The organism is Olsenella sp. SW781 (assembly GCF_012027725.1).
Lineage (GTDB): Bacteria > Actinomycetota > Coriobacteriia > Coriobacteriales > Atopobiaceae > Thermophilibacter.
Window position 1 is genome coordinate 72,330 of the sequence record NZ_SJOU01000007.1, and the last position, 22,835, is coordinate 95,164.

Annotated in this window: 21 protein-coding genes; 3 read left to right on the forward strand and 18 right to left on the reverse strand. The window is 70.0% G+C overall.

The annotated features are described in order from the left end of the window. Positions 1-8: 8 nt before the first annotated feature. The 9 genes from E0L17_RS05720 to E0L17_RS05760 form a co-directional block, all read right to left on the reverse strand. Positions 9-1,382 (reverse strand): replication-associated recombination protein A, encoded by a 1,374-nt coding sequence (locus E0L17_RS05720; protein ID WP_167930292.1) that lies wholly within the window; start codon positions 1,380-1,382, stop codon positions 9-11. Between the two features lie 146 nt (positions 1,383-1,528). Further along, the gene (locus E0L17_RS05725) at positions 1,529-1,666 is read right to left on the reverse strand and encodes a hypothetical protein (RefSeq protein WP_167930293.1); all 138 of its coding nucleotides are present in this window, start codon (positions 1,664-1,666) and stop codon (positions 1,529-1,531) included. Positions 1,667-1,903: 237 nt separating this feature from the next. Next, complete coding sequence (locus E0L17_RS05730) at positions 1,904-2,911, reverse strand: alpha/beta hydrolase (RefSeq protein ID WP_167930294.1); 1,008 nt, start codon at positions 2,909-2,911, stop codon at positions 1,904-1,906. Positions 2,912-3,028: 117 nt separating this feature from the next. Further along, entirely contained in the window at positions 3,029-4,276 is a 1,248-nt protein-coding gene (locus tag E0L17_RS05735; RefSeq protein WP_167930295.1) for a deoxyguanosinetriphosphate triphosphohydrolase family protein, read from the reverse strand. Between the two features lie 10 nt (positions 4,277-4,286). Beyond that, positions 4,287-5,678, reverse strand: coding sequence for a hypothetical protein (locus E0L17_RS05740; RefSeq protein WP_167930296.1), 1,392 nt, complete (start codon positions 5,676-5,678; stop codon positions 4,287-4,289). Between the two features lie 185 nt (positions 5,679-5,863). After that, positions 5,864-7,672, reverse strand: coding sequence for a GNAT family N-acetyltransferase (locus E0L17_RS05745; protein ID WP_167930297.1), 1,809 nt, complete (start codon positions 7,670-7,672; stop codon positions 5,864-5,866). 69 nt (positions 7,673-7,741) lie between these two features. Continuing rightward, a complete protein-coding gene (locus E0L17_RS05750) occupies positions 7,742-8,515 on the reverse strand; it encodes a metallophosphoesterase family protein (RefSeq protein WP_167930298.1) in 774 nt (257 codons plus the stop codon). Positions 8,516-8,626: 111 nt separating this feature from the next. Continuing rightward, the gene (locus tag E0L17_RS05755; RefSeq protein WP_353652956.1) at positions 8,627-9,172 is read right to left on the reverse strand and encodes a very short patch repair endonuclease; all 546 of its coding nucleotides are present in this window, start codon (positions 9,170-9,172) and stop codon (positions 8,627-8,629) included. After that, positions 9,166-10,131 (reverse strand): hypothetical protein, encoded by a 966-nt coding sequence (locus E0L17_RS05760; protein WP_167930299.1) that lies wholly within the window; start codon positions 10,129-10,131, stop codon positions 9,166-9,168. Before E0L17_RS05760 ends, E0L17_RS05755 begins: the two co-directional genes overlap by 7 nt. Before the next feature lie 225 nt (positions 10,132-10,356). Here E0L17_RS05760 and E0L17_RS05765 point away from each other — a divergent pair, with 225 nt between their 5' ends. Beyond that, complete coding sequence (locus E0L17_RS05765) at positions 10,357-11,583, forward strand: MFS transporter (protein WP_167930300.1); 1,227 nt, start codon at positions 10,357-10,359, stop codon at positions 11,581-11,583. Positions 11,584-12,015: 432 nt separating this feature from the next. Next, on the forward strand, positions 12,016-13,125 hold the full coding sequence (locus tag E0L17_RS05770; RefSeq protein WP_167930301.1) for a hypothetical protein: 1,110 nt from the start codon (positions 12,016-12,018) through the stop codon (positions 13,123-13,125). Between the two features lie 267 nt (positions 13,126-13,392). On the opposite strand, the gene E0L17_RS05775 is transcribed toward E0L17_RS05770, so the two are convergent. The 7 genes from E0L17_RS05775 to E0L17_RS05805 all read right to left on the reverse strand — a co-directional run bounded on the left by E0L17_RS05775 (position 13,393) and on the right by E0L17_RS05805 (position 19,525). Then, positions 13,393-14,661 (reverse strand): aspartate aminotransferase family protein, encoded by a 1,269-nt coding sequence (locus E0L17_RS05775; RefSeq protein ID WP_286163315.1) that lies wholly within the window; start codon positions 14,659-14,661, stop codon positions 13,393-13,395. 15 nt (positions 14,662-14,676) lie between these two features. Beyond that, positions 14,677-15,558 carry an acetylglutamate kinase gene (gene argB / locus E0L17_RS05780; RefSeq protein WP_167930302.1) on the reverse strand — a complete coding sequence of 294 codons (882 nt, stop codon included), beginning with the start codon at positions 15,556-15,558 and terminating at the stop codon, positions 14,677-14,679. A 69-nt stretch (positions 15,559-15,627) separates the two neighbouring features. Further along, positions 15,628-16,914 (reverse strand): bifunctional glutamate N-acetyltransferase/amino-acid acetyltransferase ArgJ, encoded by a 1,287-nt coding sequence (gene argJ / locus E0L17_RS05785; RefSeq protein WP_167930303.1) that lies wholly within the window; start codon positions 16,912-16,914, stop codon positions 15,628-15,630. A gap of 43 nt (positions 16,915-16,957) precedes the next feature. Next, positions 16,958-18,031 (reverse strand): N-acetyl-gamma-glutamyl-phosphate reductase, encoded by a 1,074-nt coding sequence (gene argC / locus E0L17_RS05790; RefSeq protein WP_167930304.1) that lies wholly within the window; start codon positions 18,029-18,031, stop codon positions 16,958-16,960. A gap of 143 nt (positions 18,032-18,174) precedes the next feature. Continuing rightward, positions 18,175-18,393 carry a hypothetical protein gene (locus E0L17_RS05795; protein ID WP_167930305.1) on the reverse strand — a complete coding sequence of 73 codons (219 nt, stop codon included), beginning with the start codon at positions 18,391-18,393 and terminating at the stop codon, positions 18,175-18,177. Further along, positions 18,393-18,743: a tautomerase family protein gene (locus E0L17_RS05800; protein ID WP_167930306.1), complete on the reverse strand. Its 351-nt coding sequence runs from the start codon at positions 18,741-18,743 to the stop codon at positions 18,393-18,395. Before E0L17_RS05800 ends, E0L17_RS05795 begins: the two co-directional genes overlap by 1 nt. Positions 18,744-18,802: 59 nt before the next feature. Next, positions 18,803-19,525, reverse strand: a complete 723-nt coding sequence (locus E0L17_RS05805; protein ID WP_167930307.1) for a hypothetical protein — start codon at positions 19,523-19,525, stop codon at positions 18,803-18,805. Positions 19,526-19,627: 102 nt separating this feature from the next. Here E0L17_RS05805 and E0L17_RS05810 point away from each other — a divergent pair, with 102 nt between their 5' ends. Beyond that, entirely contained in the window at positions 19,628-19,993 is a 366-nt protein-coding gene (locus tag E0L17_RS05810) for a phage holin family protein (protein ID WP_167930308.1), read from the forward strand. 81 nt (positions 19,994-20,074) lie between these two features. Here the strand turns inward: E0L17_RS05810 and E0L17_RS05815 are convergent, their stop codons facing one another. Then, on the reverse strand, positions 20,075-21,265 hold the full coding sequence (locus E0L17_RS05815) for an Mbeg1-like protein (RefSeq protein WP_167930309.1): 1,191 nt from the start codon (positions 21,263-21,265) through the stop codon (positions 20,075-20,077). Positions 21,266-21,576: 311 nt separating this feature from the next. Beyond that, positions 21,577-22,740 (reverse strand): lactaldehyde reductase, encoded by a 1,164-nt coding sequence (gene fucO, locus E0L17_RS05820; RefSeq protein WP_167930310.1) that lies wholly within the window; start codon positions 22,738-22,740, stop codon positions 21,577-21,579. Positions 22,741-22,835 lie beyond the last annotated feature (95 nt).

The following is a 22,835-nucleotide window of genomic DNA, read 5'->3' on the forward strand; positions in this document are numbered from 1 at the left end:
CCCTCATTCTACCCAAGTGAGCCGGCGTCATGCCCGCTCTTCTCGGCGTCCGCGACATCCCTGCCGATCGCCTCCTGCCGCCAGGCCTCCCAGCCGCGCGGGCTCGCCTGGTAGAAGCACCCGCGCTCGAGCCCCTCGGGCAGGTAGCGCTGGGGGACCCAGCCGCCCGGGTAGTTGTGCGGGTAGAGGTAGGGGCCGTACTCGTCGGAGCCGGGGCGGTGCCGGTCGCGCAGGTGGCTCGGGACCTCGCGGCGGGGACCCCGGCGGACCTCCTCGAGCGCGGCGTCGATGCCCGCCTCCGCGGCGTTGGACTTGGGCGCGAGGGCGAGGTAGGTGGCCGCCTGGGCCAGGTTGATGCGGCACTCGGGCATGCCGATGACCTCGGTGGCCCGGAAGGCGGCGTGCGCCACGAGCAGGGCCTGCGGGTCGGCGTTGCCGATGTCCTCCGAGGCGCAGATCATGATGCGCCGGGCGATGAACTTGGGGTCCTCCCCCGCGTCGAGCATGCGGGCGAGCCAGTAGAGGACGGCGTCGGGGTCGCTGCCGCGCATGGACTTGATGAAGGCGGAGATGACGTCGTAGTGCATGTCGCCGGACTTGTCGTAGGGCAGGCCACGGCGGGGGTTGGCCTCGACGACGTGCTCGCGCGTGATGACGAGCGGGGCGGGGCCGCCCTTCTCGCCCGCGGCGGCGCCGTCCCCCGGGGCGTCCACCATCTGGGAGGCGAGCTCGAGCGAGGTGAGGGCCGCCCGGCCGTCGCCGCCGGCCAGCGTCACGATCTCGTCCTCCGCCTCGGGCGAGAGCTCGAAGCGCCCGGCCAGGCCCTCCGGGGCCGCCACGGCGCGGCGCACGAGCTCGCGGACCGACGCGTCGTCGAGCGCGGTGAGCTCCACGACGCGGCTGCGGCTAATCAGGGCCGAGTTGACCTCGAAGTAGGGGTTCTCCGTGGTGGCGCCCACGAGGACCACGATGCGGTCCTCGACGGCATGCAGCAGCGCGTCCTGCTGGCTGCGGTTGAAGCGGTGGATCTCGTCCACGAAGAGGATGGTGCGCCGGCCGAGCGTGAGCAACCGGGACTCGGCCGCCTCGATCTCGCGCCGGAGATCCTTCACCGTTCCCGTGATGGCGCTGACCTCGACGAACTCCGCGTGCGTGGAGTTGGCGATGATGCGCGCGAGCGTGGTCTTGCCCGTGCCGGCGGGGCCGTACAGGATGACCGAGGAGAGCGTGTCGTGCTCGATGGCGCGCCGGAGCCACGAGCCCGGGCCCACGGCCTGCGCCTGGCCGACATAGCCGTCGAGCGTGGCGGGCCGCATGCGCGCGGCGAGCGGGGCGTTGTCGTTTTTGCGCGCGGTCTCGACGCGCGTGAACAAGGTATCCATGGGAACGATTGTACGCCATCGCGCGCGGGGCCGCCGACCACGCCCGCGATATGGTGGAATTGGGTATACTTGCCGTACACGGCAAAGCCCGTCGTGTAAATGCCTCTACGGGCGGCGCTGTGATTCGGTTAAGGGGCTAGCTGCAACTAGCCCCTATCCCTCTTCTCGCGTTCCATCCGCCATCGCCTATACCGGTCGCGAATGCCGAGCGCGCGCTCGGCCACGAGGAGCGCCGTTGAGACGGCACTCAGTATGTGCTGAAGCAGCTCAAAGAACTGTTCCATGGGCAACCTCCCTTCCGGGTCTGTGGACCCATCCCGGAGCGCCACCCGCGCGCGGACTTTACCGTGAAGTCCTATACTAGCGTATTTTGTATCTTATTTATTGTTATAGTTTGTATACTAAAACCAATAATGTTACTCCAAACTGACAGGAAACTGACCGCGAGCTGCGGCCGTGGTCGTATCCACGCGTTAAAACCGCGCGGTGGACCTTTGGCAATCAGAACGCGTGAGGCGCGTCTAGGACAGGTGCTTCCTCACGAAGGCGTCAACCGTGGACCAGTAGAGCTCGGGGTCGGTGCTCGCGGAGAGGCCGTGGCCGGCGCCGGGGACGACGAGCTTCTCCTTCTGCTCGCTCGCGCATGCCTCGTAGCACTCGTCGAGCATCGAGAAGGGCACGAAGTCGTCCTCGTCGCCGTGGATGAAGAGCATGGGGACGCTCGCCTGGCGAAGGCTCTCCACCGCCGAGGCGGTCTCGAAGGTGTAGCCCGCGCGAAGCAGGCACGCCGCGTCCGCCACGTTCAGGATCGGGAAGCTCGGCAGGCCGAAGACGTTGTCGAGCTGGACCACGAACTCGTCCCACACGCTCGTGTACCCGCAGTCCTCCACGATCAGGCGCACGCTCTCGGGGAGGCCGTCCAGCCCGGAGGCGGCCATGACCTCGAAGCCGCCCATGGAGGCGCCGAAGAGCATGATGCGGGCCTCGGGGTCGGCGGCGACGATGTCCTCGATCCAGCCGATAAGGTCGTGCGCGTCCTGCCAGCCCATCTGGATGAGGCCCGTGTCGACGTTGCGCTCGTGCCCGCGCGCCGCCGGCATGAGCACGCTCATCCCCATCTGCGCGAAGTGGTAGGCGTACTTCGCCATGTCGGCGGGCTCGCCCACGTAGCCGTGGCAGACCACGGCCCAGGCGTGCCCGTCGGAGTACGCGGCTCCGTCATCGCCGTCGAGCCGCCAACCGAGAAGGACCGTGCCGTCCTCGGCCTGGTGGGAGACGCTCTCGCGCGTGGCGTCGAACCACGCCGCGGCCTGATCGGCGTAGGCGTCGTCGGCCTTCGCCTCCCGGTGCCCCTCGAGCCCGTCCACCTTGCCGGAGCCCATCGAGCGGGCCATCGAGACCTCCGCGTGCGGGTTGAGCGCGAAGTCCACGAGGAAGTTCCCCACGAAGCCCAGGCCGATAAGCGCGAGCGCGACGAGCGCACCCGCCACCGCGGCCACAATCCTCTTGGTCCTTCTCGCGAGCGCCATGCATCCTCCCCTGTCCGGCTCCGAGCGGGACATTATAACAGTCTGTATTGTTTCACTCTCGCGTTGAGGGAGGGCGCTGCGCCCGACCTGACAGAGCGCCCCGGCGACTCTGCCAGGCTACGCGCGGACGCCGGCCGAGAAGTACCCGCGCTGCGGGAAGAGCTCGGCCGCGTGGGGGAAGAGCGCCTCGCAGGTGGCGATGAAGTAGTCGTCGGTCATCGAGGAGATGAAGTCCACGACGGTCTGGTCGGGGTCGGACTCCCAGTCGTAGGTGCGGCCGTAGTGCGCGAGGCGGCGCTCGGTGGGTGCCACGTGGTGCGCGAAGACCGCCGCGGACTCGTCGCCGGCCGCAAGGGCCGCGAGCTCGTGCTCGTAGAGCGCCGAGAAGAGCTCGCGCACCTCGGCGGAGAAGTCTCCGTTGACCTCGCCCGCGCCGTAGATCTTCTCGTAGTTCTCGCGCTTGGCGCGACGCATCTCGGCAAAGCCCTCCGGGCTCATCTCGATGCGGTCGCGGCCCACGCTGTGCTCCACGACGTCGGCGACGAACGAGGAGAGCGCCCAGGCGTTGTAGGCGCCGCCGAGGCCGTCGTCGAAGGTGTCCTCCGAGCAGAGGCCGGCGCGGATGGCGTCCTGGCGGTCCTTGCCCACGTAGGCGATGATGTCGGAGACGCGCACGACGCAGCCCTCGAGCGTCATCGGGCGCAGGTGGGAGATGGTCTCGTCGCCGCACTCCCAGCAGGAGGCGACCACGCGGTCGAAGGTGTCGAACTCCGCGAGGCCGCTCGTCTCGAAGACCTGCTGCTCGAACTCGCCGTTGTGGCAGAGGGCGCCGTCGAGGGTCTGCAGGCTCACGTTGCGCCCGGCGAGCACGTCGACCACGCGGACGCTCTGGACGTTGTGGAAGAACCAGCGCCCCGTGCGGGCGTGATAGACGTCGTTCAGGAAGCGCTCGCCGGCGTGGCCGAAGGGCGTGTGCCCGAGGTCGTGCGCGAGCGCGATGGCCTCGATGAGGTCGAGGTTGAGCCCGAGCGCGCGGCCGATGTCGCGCGCCACGCGGGCCACGAGCTGCACGTGCAGGCCGCGCCGCGCGAGGTCGTCGTTCGCGCGGAACGAGAAGACCTGCGTCTTTCCCGCCATGCGGTTGTACGCCGGGAGGTGCACGACCTTCTCGGCGTCGCGCACGAAGGCGGGGCGGACGCAGGTGTCGCGGTCGCGCTCGCAGGAGTCGCGGCGGATGGCGGAGGCGTCGCGGCACGCGAAGGGCGAGAGCTCGCCGGACGCGAGCCGCTCCCTGACGGCCGTGGCCGCCTCCTCGGAGAGCCGCCCCGTGAGCCCGGGCGCGAGCCTGTTCTCGCCTTCCGCCATATCAGCCCTCCTACTCGTTGACGACGAGGCAGCCCATGTCGAGGCGGTGGCCCCACTCGCCCATGACGCCCTCGTAGGCGCAGCGGGCGTAGACGCCGCCGAACTTGCCGCGGAAGAGGAAGAGGCCGAGGAGGTTGTTGGCCTCGACGGGCTCGGCCGGGTCGGAGCCGTCCGGGCGCGGGGTGGCGCCGCCCACGATGACGGGCGTGCGGTAGGCCGGGTCGAGGCGCTCGACCGTGGCGCCCTCCTCGCACGCGGCGAGAAGGACGCGCCACCACTCGTCGCGGTCCATGCGGTCGACGCCGGCGACGGCCTCCGGGGCGCGATAGGCGCCCGCGGGGCGGACGAGCCAGTCGTCCTGCTCGGAGAGGTAGCGGTTGACGTCGCTGTCGCGCGTGAGGACGTGGGCCTCGGGGACGTGGGCGCGCACGAAGGCGAGCTCGATCGGGTCGAGGATGGACTCGACGGCCTCGGAGTGCAGGACGGCGAAGAGCGAGTTCACGGACGCCGGCCAGGTGCGGAAGCCGCCGATGACGCAGGCGAGGCCGCGGCGGGCCGCCTCGACGAGCGCGTCGACGCCCTCGCAGGGCTTCTCGATCATCTCGCCGACGAGCGCGCGGCGGTAGACGCAGGCGATGGGGCCCTGGGAGTCGACGAGGCGACGGGTGCCCGCGGCCTCCTCGATGCGCAGGTCGCGGATGTCAACGAAGCGCGCGAAGACGCCCTCGTCCGCCATGCGCTCGATGAGGTCGGCGAACTCGCCCTCCGAGGCGCTCTCGGCGTAGTCGACGATGCCCACGACGGGGCGCTCGGGGTGGTGGGTGCCAGCATCGGCGTTGGCCCAGGAGTAGTAGGTCTCGCGCAGCGCCGCGATCATGCCGTCGGAGATGTCGAAGGTCTCGATCGAGCGGTGGCGCTCGGCGAAGCGGCGATAGGACTCGGTGCGCTGGATGGCGCGGGTCACGTCGACGGCGACGGTGGTGCCCACGGCGCTGTCGGTGGACACGCCGGCGAAGGTGAAGTCGCCGGTCTCCTCGTTGAAGAGGACGTCAAGACGGGCGAAGGGGATGATCTGCTCGTAGCCCGTGGGGATGAGCGTCAGCTCCTCGGCACGGGGGTCAAGCCCGAAGAGGGCCCTCAGGTCGGGGTCGACGAGGTAGCGCTTGGTGACCTTCTCGAGGATGCGGCCCATGGTCTCGGCCGCCTCGGTCAGGATCTCGATCTCAGCGGTGCCGAGGACCTTGGGCGTGAGCGCCCACGTGGACGTGCCGTCGTGCTCGACGATCGGGTGCGAGGCCTCGAGGTAGGCGTCGCCGGCGGCGCGACCCTCCGCGTCACCGCCCAGCTCCCTCACGATGTCGCAGAACTCGTCCTCGAGCGCACGGCCCCTCAGCTTGCTCATATATGCTCCAAACGGTCAGACAGTTGCTCACGCGTGCGGGTCCCGACCCGTCACGCGGCGAGCATTGTAAGCGTTACCAGCGAAAAGCACAAATTTCACGACTTTTTTACGCGAAGAATTTATCGATTTGTGGACCCTTGGTGGAGCGGGGGCGCAAAACCTGCTACCGGCCCGTGGCGCGGCGCCTACGAGACGAACCAGAGCGCCTCGGCCGGGCGGACCTCGAACCCCATGGACCGCTCGAGCGCGAGCGAGGCCTCGTTGTCCGGCCAGACCTCCGCCCACGGGAGCTCTCCGGCGGCAAGGTGCGCGGAGACCTTTGCCGCGGCGAGAGCCGTCCCCCAGCCCTCGCGCCGGTGCCCCTCGAAGACCTCGAGCATCCCCATCGAGCCCTCCTCGTGCTCGCCCACGAAGCCCACGATCCTGCCCGCCTCGAAGCCGCCGAGGAACTTCCCCGCCTCGAGCGCGGCCTCGAGCTCGCCCGGGGCGAGGTACTCCGGGTGCGCGTAGCGCTCGCGCACCACGCCGGCATAGGCCGGGGTGAGCACGCGGATGTCGCGGGCGGGGTCGGTCGGGGGCACGCCCTCGCGCCACACCACCACGTGGCAGGCTCGCTCCCGGCCCCCGAAGGCGCGGGCCACCTCGCGAGCGAGCGCGCGCTTGCCGCAGACGCAGGTGGTCCCTCCCGCGGCGCCGAGGCAGGTGAGCGCCCGGCGCACGAGGCGGCGGCTCGGGCCGGCCACAATCCTCATGCCTCCCGAGAGGCCCACCACGACGGCGCCCTTCTCGGCGAGAAGGACCTCGCCCGCGCCCCGGCGCAGGCACTCGGCGAGGGGCAGCGCGTCGTCGCCATACCCCTCCACGATCCGGAGCGCGCGCTCGCGGCGCGCGGCGGGGTCGTCGCGCGTCGCGTCGACGACGAAGGAGAGTCGCTCCGCCATCATCTCCTGGCCGAGGGGGCCGGGGTGGTCGGAGCCGTCGGCGAGCAGCTCCGGAAGGCGGTCCGCGTCGAGCAGCGGCGCGGCCTCCACGAGGCGCATCTGCGTGTGGGCCCCCGCGGCGGCGCGGACGATCGCGTCCACCTCCGCGGCGCAGCTCCTCGGGTGCGTGGGGTAGACGTCCTCGGTGTGCGACGGGCAGGTGAGGACCCAGATCGGCGCGTCCGGGAACGCCTCGGCCAGCTCGTAGAGGTAGGTTCGCACGTCGCGCTCGACGCGCGCGGCCTGGCAGGGCTCGTAGCGGTAGTTCTCGCCGAACTCCACGACGACGCCCGCCGCGTCCACGCGCTCGGAGAGGCCGACGAGCGAGCCGGGCTGGAAGACCTGGCCGCCCAGGCCCTGGTTGACGAGGTCGAGCCCCAGGTGCTCGGCGAGAAGCGCGCACCAGGAGCGCGAGGGGTCGCGCGCGACGAAGCCCTGGGCGATGGAGTCTCCGAGCACGACGAGCTGGCGGCGCGCGGCCACGGGCTCGAGGTAGGTCCCGTCGCAGGTGACGGTGCGCACGGCGCAGGAGGTGAGGCACGGCAGCCAGACCCGGACGTGATGGGGCTCGCCCATGCCGGGGAGGTGCTGGAGGCCGGGCTCGGGGCCGGCCGCGGGGTCGTCGAGGAGCCACGTGACGAGGTTCTTCTCGTCAGGCAGGGCGAGCGGGAGGCGCCGGCCGTCGACGACGGCGGATATGCCGTCGAAGGGCGGGCGAGGGCCGTGCGGGTGGCGCTCGACGTCCGCGAGCACGGAGGCCGCGCCGCGCGGGGTGGGGTCCACGCGAGCCTCGAGCGTGAGGCGGGTGGCGTCGGTCTCCATCTCGAGGCAGACGCCCGCCGTGGCCACCGCGAGCTGGCGGTAGAGCCCGGGATGCCAGGCGCGGACGCTCCCCACGGCGCGCAGCTGCTCCGGCGCGAAGCGCGCCGGACGGACCCAGCCGTCCTTATCGGTTGTGAATCCGAGCGCGCCGTGGAGGAAACCCGACGCGCCGGCGCTCATCTCAAGGCCCATGCTCCCTCTCGAAGTTGCCTAAAAGGGGCCTGTCCCCTTTTAGGCAAGTATTGTGTCACAAGCTGGCGGCTACTCGCCCTCCAGGACCGGCTCGTAGAACTCCTCCTCGTCGTCGAGCCTGAGGACGAGCACCTGGCCCAGGCCCGCGCCCGCCGCGGCGGCGCTGTCCACGTCCCAGCGGTCCGCGCCCACGCGCACCATCCGGGCGAGCCCGTCCTCCCCCACGGCCGGGCGGTCCACCTCGTGGGCCATGCGCTCGAGATAGGGGGTCGGGGTGTGGCCCGCCACGATGACGGGGCCGCGCGCGTCCCCGCCCGAGAGCCCCTCGGCGGCCCCCCAGAAGTCCTCCCTGATCCACGTGAGGTCCTCGGGGTCCTGCGCCGAGAAGAACGTCTCCACGGCGGCATCCCCCCACGCCTCCTGCGTGACGCGGCCGAGCCGCACGCCGGCGTGCACGAAGAGGAAGAGCCGCCCCGCCACGCGCGCGCTCGACCAGCGCGGCAGGCCGGCGACCCAACCGAGCAGCTCGTTCGCCTCGTCGTCCTCGATCTCGGAGAGGCCGGCGGAGGTCATGGCTCCGCCGTTGAGCCCCCAGTTCATGGCGGCGAGGCCGTCCCCGGGGCTGTTCACGCAGTCGATCATGAGGTCCTCGTGGTTGCCCATGAGGACGGTCACGTTGGGCAGCCCCCGCACGACCCGCAGGACGCCCACCGGGTCGGGCCCGCGGTCGATCATGTCGCCCAGGCAGAAGAAGCGGTCGTCCTCGGAGGGGGACACGCGGTCGAGGGCGCGCTCGAGCGCGGCGCGGTGACCGTGCACGTCCGAGAACACGTATGTTGCCATCTCGGGCCCTCCCTGACCGAATCCTGCGCGGGGCGCATCATCCCTCCCGCTAGCCTACACCCTCGCCGTCTCGGCCGGGCCCCGCGGGCGGGCGAGCGGTCGGGGCGTAACCTAGGAGCGTCGCGTTTTGCGGCGCGAGCGGCGCATCCTGAGCACCCAGGCGGGCGCGGAGCCGACCTCTATGACGCGGGCGGGAAGATGTCCCTCCCCCGCCGCGCGCACCACCGCGACCACCTCGCGCATGGTCGACTCGAGGCGGGCGCCCTTGAGGCGGCACTCCCACACCACCACGACGGTCCAGCCCGCCTCCACGAGACGGGCGCTGTCGCGCGCGTCGCGGGCGCGGTTGCGCGCGAACTTGTCCTGCCAGAAGGCCGAGTGCGTCTTGGGGCGCGAGGGGGAGCAGTGCGGGCAGCGGTGCCAGAAGCACCCGTGCACGAAGATGGCCACGCGCCGCCCGGGGAAGCACACGTCGGGGTGGCCCGGCGCCTTCTTCCAGTGGAGCCGATAGCCCGTGAGCCCCGCCTCCCGCAGCGCGGCGCGCACCTTGAGCTCGGGCTTGGTGTCCTTGCTCCGGTTGGCCTGCATGACGTGGCGGGTTGCCTCCGAGGAGGCGGGCGGGGTGTCCGGGCGCGGGCGTGCGGCGCGCGCTACCACGTGAAGGGCGCGTCCGGCGCCGAGGGAGCCCCCTCGAAGCTGAGGTCGCCCGTGAGCTCGCGCGCGGCGTCGAGGTCGAGGTCCGGAGAGCAGAGCCCCGAGATCACCTCTCCCACCCGGCCGCGGGCCCTATCCCAGAGGTCCCAGAAGCCGTCCTCGCTGACCTCGCCCGTGAAGGGGTTCTCCCAGGCGACGTGCTCGCGGTTGTCGAAGGCGGAGCGGGCGTCGGCGCGGTCGCGGTGCGACATCGCGCAGACGAGCGAGAAGGGCGTGCGGCCGAACGCCCGCTCGAGGGTGCCGATGACCGCGCGCTTGCGGCCGCCCGGCGAGTCGAAGATGCGCTGCACGAGGCGGAACTCGATCGCGGCGGTGGAGAAGGTCCTCGGGTCGATGGCCTTTCCGTAGACCCACAGGGCCACGTAGAAGTACACCTTGTCCACGGCGGCCAGGACCTCATGGCTCGCGGCGAGCGCGTGGGCGTGCGGGCGATACGTCGAGACCGTCTGGCCGGTGAGCGAGAAGAGCACCGCCTCGTCGAGGTCGCGCTCGATCTCCGCGTGGACCTTCGAGGCGGCGCGCTCGTCGAGCCCCTCCACGCCCGCGTCGCAGATGCCGTTCTGCCAGTGGTAGACGAGGGGGTGCACGGTGGAGTCGAGAAGCCAGTGGCAGGCGAAGCCGGCCACGTAGGCCCGGGCGAGGGTGCGCTCGCGGCCCTCGAGGCCGGCGGCGGCCTCGCGCATGGCGAGCAGCAGCAGCGCCGGGCGCGCCGCGTGCATGGCGTTGCCGAGCGGGGACCACTTGCGCATGAGCGGGTCGATCACCAGGTAGAAGAGGGGGTCCGGCCCCTGGTTGCCCAGGAGGAACGCGGCGGTCTCGTCATCTGTCCTGAAGCCGAGCAGGTCCCGTACCTCGTCGAGGGACTCCCGGCCAAAGAGGTCGTGCGTGAGGATCGCGGGCATGGCGCGCCTTTCGTCGTGTGTGCTCCCCCGATTATGCCACGGCGTCGGGCTCGTGCCACCGTGCCACTGGCGTCAGGTTTGTTTGGCACGCGAGTCGCGTGCCAAACAAACCTGACGCCAGTGGCACACCGTGGCACACGCGGTCTTTTACGCACTTCTTACCGCACGCGTGCCCCGTGCTCGACTACCATGGAAACGTTGCGTCGCCACAACGGGAGGGGCCTCATGGCTAGCCAGAAGATGACCAAGGCAGAGAAGAGCTGGATCGTCTACGACGTGGGCAACTCAGCCCTCGTTCTTCTCGCCACGAGCGTGATCCCGATCTACTTCTCCTTCCTCTCCCCCGACGGCGGGGTCGTGGTGGCGTGGAGCTATGCCGAGACGGTGGCGTCACTCATCATCGCGCTGCTCATGCCCGTGCTGGGGTCGATTGCGGACATGCAGGGCATGAAGAAGAGGTTCATCGTCGGCTGCGTGGGCACGGGCGTGGTGGCCACGGTGGCGCTCGGCTTTGTGACCGCGGCCATGGCGTTTCTGATCATCTACGTCATCTCCTCGGTGGCGCTGAACTCCTCGATGGTCTTCTACGACGCGCTGCTGGTCGACACCACGACCGACGACCGCATGGACGAGATTTCCTCCCAGGGCTACGCCTGGGGCTATATCGGCAGCTGCGTCCCCTTCATCGCGTGCCTGGGCGTGGTCCTGGGCTACGAGGCGCTGGGCATCACCCTGCAGACCGCCATGCAGATTGCGTTCATCATCACCGGCGCGTGGTGGGCCGTCTTCACCGTCCCGCTGCTCAAGAACGTCCAGCAGAGGCACTTCAAGCCGCGCGAGCCGCACGCCGTCTCCCGCGCCATCCGCGGCCTCGCGGGGACGCTGCGCGAGATCTGGGCCAACCGCGCCATCCGCTACTACATGATCGCGTACTTCTTCTACATCGACGGCGTGCACACCATCATCAAGCTCTCGACGAGCTACGGAACCGAGCTGGGGATCGACTCCACGCAGCTCGTGCTCGCGCTTCTCGTCACGCAGTTCGTGGCCTTCCCGAGCGCCATCATCTACGGCCGCCTCTCGTCGAAGTACGGCACGCGCCGCATGCTGCTGATCGCCATCGCGGCCTACTTTGGCATCACCCTCTTTGCCGCGTTCTTCCTGCGCTCGGCCGCCGAGTTCTGGTTCCTGGCCATCCTCGTGGGCATGTTCCAGGGCGGCATCCAGGCGCTCAGCCGCTCCGAGTTTGGCAAGCTGGCCCCTAAGGAGCGCGCCAACGAGTACTTCGGCTTCTTCGACATCTTCGGCAAGTACGCCGCCATCCTGGGCACGTTCCTGGTGGGCACGTTCACGGCGCTCACCGGCAACTCCAGCCTCGGCGTGCTCTCGATTGCGGTGCTCTTTGTCGTGGGCTTCCTCGTGATGCTGCGCGTCCCAGAGCGCACGGCGTAGGCCTGGCCAGCAGCGGTACGGTTCCACGGGCACGCGTAGCCTCGCTTTTTCAGCAATCCCCGTTTCCGCGTTCTCCCAAGGATGCGTAAACGGGGATTTTTCGTACATCGGCATACTTTTTCGAGATTGCGCGTCAACTAGTTTGAGTTTTATCACGCGTAACCCGCGATGTGCGAAAACCGCCGTCTGCGCATCCTCATGAGGGGGGCAGCCGCATCAACGCCGCCAGCAAACGTGTAGTTCCAGAGAATCCGAAAGCCCTCGCGCAAACGCACGACACGGCCTCATTTTTTTCTTGCGGACGCCCGACCTCGCGCCAAGCAGTCCGCACGCCCCTCGCGGAAAGCCCGACGCACGCCCAGAAGAATGGAATCGTCAGCTTCGTGAAAGTCCCGTCTGCTAGCCTCCCGTCACCACGAAGAGAGGAGGCCCATGGACATCTTCCTTGCGCACGAGGACTCCCTGAAGGTACTGCGCCACGCCCGAAGAACAGGGGACCTTGCGCTGATCCCCGCAGACAGGGAGGCGATCCAGCGCGACCATGGCCGGATCGACGCCTCGAGCCTGGTCTCGGCTCTTCCCGGAGACGTCCTCGCCCCCACGCGCGCGCAGCCCGTCTCCCTGCGCTTTGCGGACGATGCGTCACGCAGCCAATGCGGTATCGTCCGGGCGGTCCCCAACCTCGCGCGCCTGCCCGACGGCTCGTACCTGGAACTCATCAGCTCGTCAGGAGGTCCGCTCCCTGCCGCGGCGGGAGAGCCCGTCCACGTGTTTGTTGAGGCGGCCGGGCTCTCGCTCCTCAGCGCGGCCCAATCCCTTGGCGAGCTGGTTCGCAGGGAGCGGCTCACGAGAAATGCCGCGCTCGTTCGCCTCAGCGGTTTTATCATGGAGCTCTGCGGCTCATACGCGCGCGACCCCCTCTCCCCCTCCGCAGGAGAGGTCGCCTATGACCTCCCCCCGGTCTCGTCAGTCGCCGAGGCAACGTCATTCCTCGAGTCGGTGAGCGGTCTTCACGGTCACACGCTCGCCAACATGGCGGCAGGCTATGCCAACGACGGCTCGGGCTCCACCATGGAGACGCTGTGGTATCACGCGTTCTGCCTTCCGCCGCGCCTCGGCGGCATGCACCTTCAAAGGCCCCTCCAGAACGCTCCTCTGGAATGGCCTGACGAGGTCAGTAATCTCGTCAGCCACCAGACCATGCGGCCCGACTTCTACTGGGCGCTCTACCACGCGGCATGCGAGCACCAGGGGAAAGACCATGCGAGCGAGGAGGCGCTCGCCGAGGACTGCGATCGGGCACGAGACTACGAGCTGTGCGGAATCGACTACTTCCCCGTGACCAAGAAGGACGCGCGCAGCGAAAAGGCCGTCCGGGCGTTTCTCGCCCAGCTCGTTGAGAAGTTTGCGCCATACGAGGGCCCGTCCTTCAAGCGAAGGATGCGGCAGCGCCTCGATGACCCTGACGTCGTTCTGGCACGAAGCGTCCTTCTCTCCCAGCTGAGGCCGGCGTCACAGCGCTGGCAGGACGAGGATGCGTAAATCCCGATTGGCGGACATTGGAGTTTCCGCGTCCTTCTCGGCACGCGCATTCTGGGATTCGTGGCCAAACGGAGCCCGCATTCCAAGTTGCGCATGGGATAGTTCAAGGTTTTGCACGCGTAAACCGAGATGTGCGGAAATCCCGGAATACGCGTGGCGAGAAGGACGGGCGGGGGCAGGCAGACTAGCGAGAAGGACGGGCGGGGCACAGGCGCCCTAGGGGACGTCCGGGCCCCGCCCGAAATGGCAGCGGCTCTAGATGGAAGCCTACGCCAGGCGCGCGATGATCTTCTCGAGGCGGTCGCAGGCGTCGTCGACCTCGGCGCGCGTGATCACGAGCGGCGGGAGGAAGCGCAGGATGGAGTCGCCGATGTGGTTGAGCACCAGGCCGTCGGCGAGGCCCTCCTCCACCACGCGGGCGGCGACCGGCGCGTCGAGCTCGGCCCCGCGCATGAGGCCGTGGCCGCGCACCTCCACCACGTGGTCCATGGCGGTGAGGCGGTGGCGCAGGTGCCGGCCGACGGACAGGACGTGCTCGCCGATGCCCAGGTTGGTGAGGGCGCTCACGCAGGCGAGGCCCGCCGCGCAGGCAAGCGGGTTGCCGCCGAACGTGGAGCCGTGGTCCCCGGGGCCCATGAGGTCGGCCACCTTGGCGCGGGCGGCGACGGCTCCCATGGGGAACCCGTCCGCGATGCCCTTGGCCATGCTCACCACGTCGGGCTCGATCTCCGAGCGCTGGTAGCAGAACGGGGAGCCGCAGCGATAGAAGCCCGTCTGCACCTCGTCGATGACGAGCAGGATGCCCTTCTCGGTGCAGAGGTCACGCACGTCGCGAAGGTAGTCGTAGTTGGCGTTCCAGACGCCGCCCTCGCCCTGCACGCACTCGAGCATGACGGCGCAGACGCCGCCGCGCTCCACGCGCTCGCGCAGTGCGTAGATGTCGTTCAGGGCCACGGTGACGAAGCCCTCGGGCAGCGGGCGGAAGCTGCGGTGGAACTTGTCCTGGCCCGTGGCGGCAAGCGTGGCGAGCGTGCGACCGTGGAAGCTCTTTCGCGCGGTCACGATGGTGCTCGCGCCGCCCAGCTTGACCTCGCCCCAGCGGCGAGCGAGCTTGATGGCGCCCTCGTTGGCCTCGGCGCCGGAGTTGGCGAAGAAGGTACGCCAGCGCGTGCCGGTGGAGCCGACCACGTGGCCGCCCTCGTCGGTGGTGGTGGAGAGCATCGTGGAGAGCGCCGCGGCCAGGCGGGTGCGCTTCTCATCGTAGAAGTAGTTGCCCGTCTGCCAGACGCGCCCGAGCTGGTCGCGGATGGCATCGGCGACGGTGGGGTTGCAGTGGCCGAGGCTCGCGCAGCCGATGCCGCCGAGCAGGTCGAGGTACTCCTTGCCCGTGGAGTCCACGAGCGTGGCGTCGTGCCCCGAGACGAACTCCACGGGGTAGCGGCCGTAGGTGTGCATGACGTAGTCGGCGTCCGCCTTCATGACCCGCTCCTCGACGGTCGAGAAGGTCGGCGCGTCGTGCTTCTCGTCAGCTGGCATGGGACATCCTTTCCCCTAGGCATTGTCCTGCGTGAACATGGTACCGCAGCCCGCGTCGGTGAAGATCTCCAATAGCAGCGAATGCGGGAAGGTTCCGTTGAGAATGACGACCTCGGAGACGCCCGCGTCGAGGGCCTCGGCGATGGAGCGGATCTTGGGCAGCATGCCGCCGTCGAGCGTTCCGGAGTCGAGCAGCTCGTGGGTCTCGGCGCGCGTGAGGCTCTGAATCAGGGAGTCCTCGTCGGAGACGTCGCCGTAGAGGCCATCGACGTCGGTGAGGTAGATGAGCTTGTCGGCGCCCATGGCCTCGGCGATCTTTCCTGCCGCCACGTCCGCGTTGATGTTGAAGAAGCCGTCCGGCGCGCACCCCACCGTGGCGACCACGGGGATGTAGCCGTCCTCGAGGATGGTCTCGATGAGGCTCGGGTCCACCTCGCGGATGCGGCCCACGCGGCCGAGCTCGGGGTCGATCTGCTCGGCCTTCAGGGTCTTGCCGTCCGCGCCGGAGATGCCCACGGCGTTGTGCCCGTACTCGTTGAGCGCCCAGACGAGGTCCTGGTTGACCTTGCCCACAAGCACCTCGCGCACGGCCTCCATCGTGGCGTCGTCGGTCACGCGCAGGCCGCCCTTGAACTGCACGGGAAGGCCCAGCGCCTTCACGTGCGCGCTGATGGCCTTGCCGCCGCCGTGGACGAGCACGATGCGGATGCCCAAGAGCTTGAGCATCTCGATGTCAGCCACCACCTGGCGGCAGAGCTCGGGGTTCTCCATGGCCGACCCGCCGTACTTGATGACGAAGGTCTTGCCTGCCATGCGATGGATCCACGGCAGGGCCTCGTTCAGGACGTCGACCTTCGAGGAGGCGCGCTCGCGCTCCTGCCTGTCGCGCTGCTTCATGGTTGCTCCTTAGATACGCTGGCGAGAAGAACGTGGGGACGGAGGGGCCGCCTCGGCCCCGTGCCCACGCTACGTGCGGTAGTCGCCGTTGATCGTGACGTAGTCGTGGGTGAGGTCGCAGGTCCAGACGCGGGTTGACGCCTCGCCCATGCCGAGATTAACGGTGATGGGGATCTCCGGCGCCTCAAAGCGGCGCAGCATGTCCTCCTCGTCCATGGGAACGGTGAGCCCCGCGCGGCAGACCGGAACGCCCAGAAAGTCGATGTCCACGGCGTACTGGTCGAAGGGCACGCCGCACTTGCCGGCGGCGGCCGCCACGCGACCCCAGTTGGCATCATGGCCGAAGATCGCGGTCTTCACGAGCGGCGAGTTGGCGATCGCGCGGGCCACGGTGTCCGCGTCCTTCTCGCTGGCGGCGCCCGTGACGGTCACGGTCACGAGCTTCGTGGAGCCCTCCCCGTCCGCGGCGATCTTGCGGGCGAGCTCCACGCACGCGGCTCGCACCGCCGCCGCCACGGCCGGGTACGCGGGGTGCGCGAGGTCGATCTTCTCGCCGCCCGCCGCGCCGGTGGCGAGCAGGATGCAGGTGTCGTTGGTGGAGGTGTCCGAGTCAACGGTCACCTTGTTGAAGCTCTGTCCCACGGCGGCGGAGAGGGCCTCGCGCGCGGCCTCGGCCGTGAGCGGGGCGTCCGTGGCGAGCACGGCGAGCATCGTGGCCATGTTGGGCTGGATCATGCCCGAGCCCTTGACGAAGCCGCCCACGTGCACGGTCACGGTGCCGCCGCCCGCCTGCGGGACCTCGCCCGCGATGGAGACCTCCTTGGGCACGGTGTCCGTGGTCATGACGGCGCAGGCGGCGTCATGCGCCCCGGTGGCGCTCGGCGCGAGCGCGGCCACGGCGGCCGGCACGCCCTCCTCGTAGGGCCCCCACGGCAGCGGCACGCCGATCACGCCCGTGGAGCACACGAGCACGTCCTCGGCGGCACAGCCCAGCTCGGCGGCCACGCGCTCGCAGGCGCGCTCGGCGCAGGCCAGGCCTGGCTCACCGGTGGCCGCGTTGGCGTTGCCGGAGTTGAGCACCACGGCACGGGCGCGGCCGTCCGCCACGTGGGCGCGACTCACCGTGACGGGCGCCGCGCAGAAGCGGTTGGTCGTGAACGTGGCCGCGGCGACGCAGGGCCCGTCCGCGACGACGAGCGCGAGGTCCAGGCGGTTGGGGTTCTTGCGAAAGCCCGCCGACACGCCGGCGGCGCTGATGCCGGAGGCGGCGCAGACGCCGCCCTCGCAGGGCGAGAAGCCGCAGGCCTCGGGCGTGTCCGGCGCCACGGGGACCGCGAGCGGTGAAAGGTCAGACATGTGTTCTTCTCCCTTGGAAGCCCGGGAGCGCCGCTCCCGGGTGCTAGATGAGGGGCGCCGGGGCAAGAAGCCCCGTGGTCTCGGGAAGCCCCAGCACGACGTTGGCGCACTGGACGGCCTGGGCGGCCGCGCCCTTCCCGAGGTTGTCGATCGCGCAGGACGCGACGATCGTGCGTCGTCGTCGGGCGTCGAGCGCCACGCCCACCTGGGCGCGCGCGGTGGCGGCGACGGACGCGGTGGCGGGCATGCTTCCCGCGGGAAGCATCGTGACCAGCGGCTCGTCCGCATAGGCGCGCTCGTAGGCGGCCTGCACGTCCTCGGCGGTGACATCGGGGGCCGCCTCGAGGTAGACCGTGGAGAGGAGGCCGCGCGTGAGCGGCGCCAGGTGCGGCGTGAAGACCACGGACATCTCGCGGCCCGCCATCTCGGAGAGCGTCTGCTCGATCTCCGGCGTGTGGCGGTGCTTGGCCACGCCGTATGCCTCGACGGACTCGTTGGCGTGGCAGAAGTGGGTGCGCGCGTTGCAGCCGCGGCCGGCGCCGGAGACGCCGGAGATGGCGTCGGCGATCACGAGGTCGCCGGTCGCGATGCCGGCGGAGAGGGCGGGCGCGGCGGCGAGCGCCGTGGCCGTGGGATAGCAGCCCGGCACGGCCACGAGCACGGCCTCCCCGGCGGCGCGGCGCTCGGCGAGCGCGGACACGCCGGCGCGGAAGAGCTCCGGCAGGCCGTAGACGGTCTGGCCGAGAAGCTCGGGGCTCGTGTGCGGGGTGGCGTACCAGGCCTCGTAGACGGCCGGGTCATGCAGGCGGTAGTCCGCGGAGAGGTCGATCACGTGCACGCCGCGGGCGAGCAGCTCCGGGGTGAGCGCGAGGCTCGCGGTGTGCGGCACGGCGAGGAACGCCACGTCGGCCGCCGCGGCGATGGCGTCGGGCTCCGGAAGCGAGAGCACCACGTCGCACGCGCCCGCGAGCGACGGGTAGACGGCGTCCAGGCGCGTGCCGGCCTCCTTGCGGTCCGTGGTCATGGCCAGCTCGAGCTCGGGGTGACCGAGGACCAGACGACAGACCTCGACGCCCGCGTATCCCGTCGCCCCCACCACGCATGCCCTGATGCCCATGACGCAATCCCCCACGTTCTTCTCGCCTGCTGCACTACGCACAAGTTATGCGGGGCGTCGCCGGGTGTCAACGACGCAGGGGCATTCGGACACCGGACGGATACACTTCCGCGGGGGTCTCCGAGTTGGGGGCCGTCCCCGACTCACAGGCCGCGCTCGCGGAGGCGCGCGTCGATCTCCTTGAGCGTGATGCGCGCGGCGAAGAGCTGCCGGTAGGTGGCCGACTTCACCCTGCCGGCCGCCGCCAGCTCGTCCATGCGGGCCTTCGTGGCCTCGAGCTCGTCGCGCACGCCGGCCGCGAACTCGTCGTAGGCGGCAAGGCGCGCCGCGTCGTTCTTCTCGCCCAAACCCTTCTCGCCCATCAGAAGTTGGCGCCGTTCCAGCCGAAGCTCGGCGTCCATCCGTAGCGGATGTAGACCCGGGCGGGGCCCACGCCCAGCTCGCGGCAGATCGCGGGCGTCGCCTCCTCGGTGAAGCGCTCCCATGCGGACGCGGGCACCTCGGAGCGCGCGAACACGCTCACGTCGACGAGGGCGCACGGTTCGGAGTCGTCCCCCGCGAAGTAGATGTGGGCGTCGTCCTCGAAGAGACACATGAGCCAGGACTCGGACTTGCCGGGGATGGCCTCGATCGCGCGGCCGTAGGCGGACTTGAGGGCCTCGCGGGCCGCGGGCGCGATGGGCGCGGAGCAGTAGGTGTGGACGACGGGCATGGCGGCTCCTCTCTGTCGGATGCACCCAGCATAGCGCAGCGTGGTCCATCCGCGAGGCTCTAGCGCGCGAGCTCGTCGAGCGTGCGACCGCCGTCGTCGCGCAGCACGCGCCAGCTGTTGGTCCCCGCGAAGTAGAGCAGGTGACCGACCTCGTTCACGCTCCTGAGCACGATGTCCTCCGTCGTGCGCGCGCCCGAGATGGCGTCCGCGTGCTCCTCGCGAAGCCGAAGCGCGAAGCGCGCGGCAAACCCGAGGCTCCCGTCGCGGTTGAGCGGCGGATCGGGACGGAGCGCCGCCCCGGCGAGGACCCTCAGGCGGTCGCGCGCCTCCCAGACCACCGTGGCCTCGCTCCCCTCGTGGCGGACGCGGAGCGGGAGCTCGGCGAGCTCGGGGCGCCACCGGTGCCGGGCCTTGCCCGCAGGGCGTCCCCTTGAGGACCCGGGGGCCTCGCCCGGAAAGATGCCCAGGGCGCGAAGGGCAAGGAGGGCGGGGCCGGGCTCGCCGGCACGCCCGGGACCGGGCTCGGAGGACGACGCGACCGCCCGGCGCAGCTCCGCCGCGGACACGCCCGCCGCGCGCACCGTCACCAGACGCCGGGCGCCGGCAGGAAGTTCCCCCTCGACCACGCGCGCCGTCCCATCGGGAAGCACGGCGAGCTGGCAGGAGCCCTCGTCCGGCACCCCCGGCGCGGGCACGACCTCGACCGTGACGGCACCGTCCGGAGTCTTCGCGCAAACGCGCTCCCCGCCCGGTGCGTCCTCGACGCTGACAAGCAGCTGCATGTTCCCTCCCTCGTAGCGGCCCCCGCGCAGACGGACGTCCGCGGGGCATGTCGTCCGGCACGATCTTGGGTATCCTACCCGCAGGGGCGAAAGGAGAATCGGATGGGCTTCCTTGGAAAGTGGTTCGTGACGGCCATCGCGTGCGCGGTGGCCATCTGGCTCGTGCCCGGGATCGTGCCGGTCGGGGGCACCTGGATGGGGCCGATCGTCTGCGCGCTCGTGCTCGCGCTGCTCAACGCCACCGTCAAGCCGGTGATGCAGGCGCTCGCCATACCCTTCACCATCGCCACGCTCGGCATCTTCTACCTTGTGGTCAACGCGTTCGTGCTCGAGCTCGCGAGCTGGCTCTCGCGCAACATCTTCCACGCCGGCATCGCCATAGACTCGCTCTTCTCGGCAATCCTCGGCTCGATCGTGATCTCGCTCGTAAGCATGTTCGTGGCCGGCGTCGTCGGGGCAGACGACTAGGGGCCAAAATTAATCCGCCCTGTGGGCGCGACGGCTTTTTCTCAACTGGGAAAACGCTCCGGAGGGACCCCACAGGGCGGATTAATTTTCCGCCTCCCCCTGAGCCCTCGGCGCGCCGACGAGTCCGGCGACCCGGCGGGCGACCCGCGTCGCCGCGTCTGCGGCGGCATCCGTGATCGCCTCTCCCGCGGCCGCCGCCCCCGCCCCCACGAGCTCCCCGAGGAGGCCGCGCATCATGTCGCGCGTGCGCGGGTCGACCTCCCTCAGCGAGGCGACGACCTTCTGGACGGCCGTCGGCGTGGCGAAGAGGTCCTCGAAGGTGGTGGCGCCGCCGGCCGAGAGCGCGTCGAAGAGCTCGTCGGTGAGCAGGCGGCGATCCTCGGGGTCGAGCCGCGCGAGCCACGCCGAGAACGAGCGAGCCACGACGAGGCACTCCGGGTCAGGCCCGTCCGCCTCCACGAACCCCGCGGGGCCCACCTGCCAGGAGAGCGGGTCGTGCTGAAGGCTGCGATCCGCGGAGCTCCTCACGATGGTGGCGGGGGCGTCGTCAGAGAAGAACCGTCCCACGACGCTGTACGCGGGGATGACGCGGGTGTAGCGCTCCCCCATCACGTCATGGCAGCTCACGGGCATCACGGAGCGGTCCATGCCGGGGCCGTCGTTGCTGTAGACGCGCTCGATCGCGCCGGAGAGAAGGACGGGCGCGCTCGCGGCGGCATAGGCGGCGAGATTCCCGCCCTTCGAGTGCCCGCCCACGCGCACGCGACGCCCCCGCGCGGCGGCACGCTCGAGCTCGCGGGCGAGGTAGTCGGCGGCGGCGCGCTGCGCCTGCGTGACGGCGAAGCTCAGGACGAAGTTCTCGCGCCAGCCCACCAGCGTGGTGTCAGTGCCTCGGAAGGCGACGTAGGTCTCGCCGTTGTCGAGGTCGGCGGTGACGGCGGAGAACTGCATCACGCGCTCGTCGTCGCGCACGTCGACGTAGTCGCGCAGGAGGGCGTCGCCGAACCGTGCCGAACCGCCGGCTGCCACCACGAAGCGCTCGTCGATCGTCGCGAGCGAGCGCACGCGCGCGGCCACGTCCCCGCCCGAGCGGGCGAGCAGCTCGCCGCATGCGTCCGTGAGGCGTGCTCCCGGCTCGCCGTGACCGCCGACGATGCCCGTGAAGTCGAGGTAGGAGAGCGTCGCCAGCACGAGGTTGTCCACGTCGTTGAACGGCCGCTCGGCGAGCGTGATGTCCCCGCGCAGCTCCAGATAGTCCCGAACGTCCGCCACAGCCCCTCCGTCCTTATTGCCACGCTGCTCTTATTCCCCGTCAAGCGGTCCCGAAACGGAGGGCGCCGCCCCTCTCGCCACGCGCGAGGCAAGGCCCTTTCCCGGCGGTAAAGGAGCCCCGAGACAACGGGGCCCGGCACCTCGCTAAGCAAACTTTCTGAGCGCAAAGCGCGAAGCACCATTCTTTCCCAGCGGTAAAGCAGCCCCGAAACGGCGGGCCCCGCCCTTCTCGCAAAGCAAGCTTCCTGAGCGCAAAGCGCGAAGCAGCTTGCTTGCGAGAAGGGCGGGGCGCCCCAGCGACGGTAAGGACGCTACGCCATCACCTTGCGGAACAGCTCCACGACGGCGGCGTGGTCGGCCTCGCGCGGGTTGCCCGGGAAGCAGGCGTCGGCGATGGCGTCGTCGGCCAGCTGGTCGAGGTCGGCCTCAACCAGGCCGTCGCACGTCGGCTTGATGTTGACGTCGGCGGAGAGCTGGCGCACGGCGGCGATGGCGGCATCGGCGGCCTCGTCGTCGGTCATGCCGGTGGTGTCGACGCCCATGGCCACGGCGACCTCGGCAAGGCGCTTGGTCACGACGGGCTTGTTGTACTCCATGGCAACCGGGAGCAGCATGGCGCAGGCAACGCCGTGCGGGGTGTCGTAGTGCGCGGAGAGCGTGTGCGCCATGGCGTGGTCGATGCCCAGGCCCACGTTGGAGAAGCCCATGCCGGCGATGTACTGGGCGAGCGCCATGCCCTCGCGGCCGGAGCCCGGCTGCCCGCTCTTGGCCTCGGCCACGGCGTCGCGCAGGTGCTGGGAGATGAGCTGGATAGCCTTGTAGTGGAACATGTCGGAGAGCTCCCAGGCGCCCTGGGTGGTGTAGCCCTCGATGGCGTGCGTGAGCGCGTCCATGCCGGTGGCGGCGGTGAGGCCGGCGGGCATGGAGGCCATCATGTCGGGGTCAACCACGGCGACGTCGGGGATGTCGTTGACATCGACGCAGACGAACTTGCGGACCTTCTCGGGGTCGGTGATCACGTAGTTGATCGTGACCTCGGCCGCGGTGCCGGCGGTGGTGGGCACGGCGATGGTGAAGACGGCGTGCTTCTTGGTGGGGGCCACGCCCTCGAGGGAGACGACGTCGGCGAACTCGGGGTTGGCGACGATGATGCCGATGCCCTTGGCGGTGTCCATCGAGGAGCCGCCGCCGATGGCGACGATGCAGTCGGCGCCCGAGGCCTGGTAGGCGGCCACGCCGTCCTGGACGTTCTTGATCGTGGGGTTGGGCTTGATCTCGGAGTAGAGCTCCCAGGCGATGCCCGCCTCGTCGAGAAGGTCGGTCACCTTGGCCACAACGCCAAACTTCACGAGGTCGGGGTCGGAGCAGACGAAGGCCTTCTTGTAGCCGCGGCGCTCAAGCTCGCCGGGAATCTCCTTGATCGCGCCGGAGCCGTGGTAGGAGATGTTGTTCAGGACGAAGCGGTTGACTGCCATGTTGTGATTCCCCCTTGGGTTGCAGCGTGCCGGAAGGCCGGCCGTCCGCAGGGTAGTATGCGCCCAAAGCGTTATGTTGGCGGAGGCCGACTCCG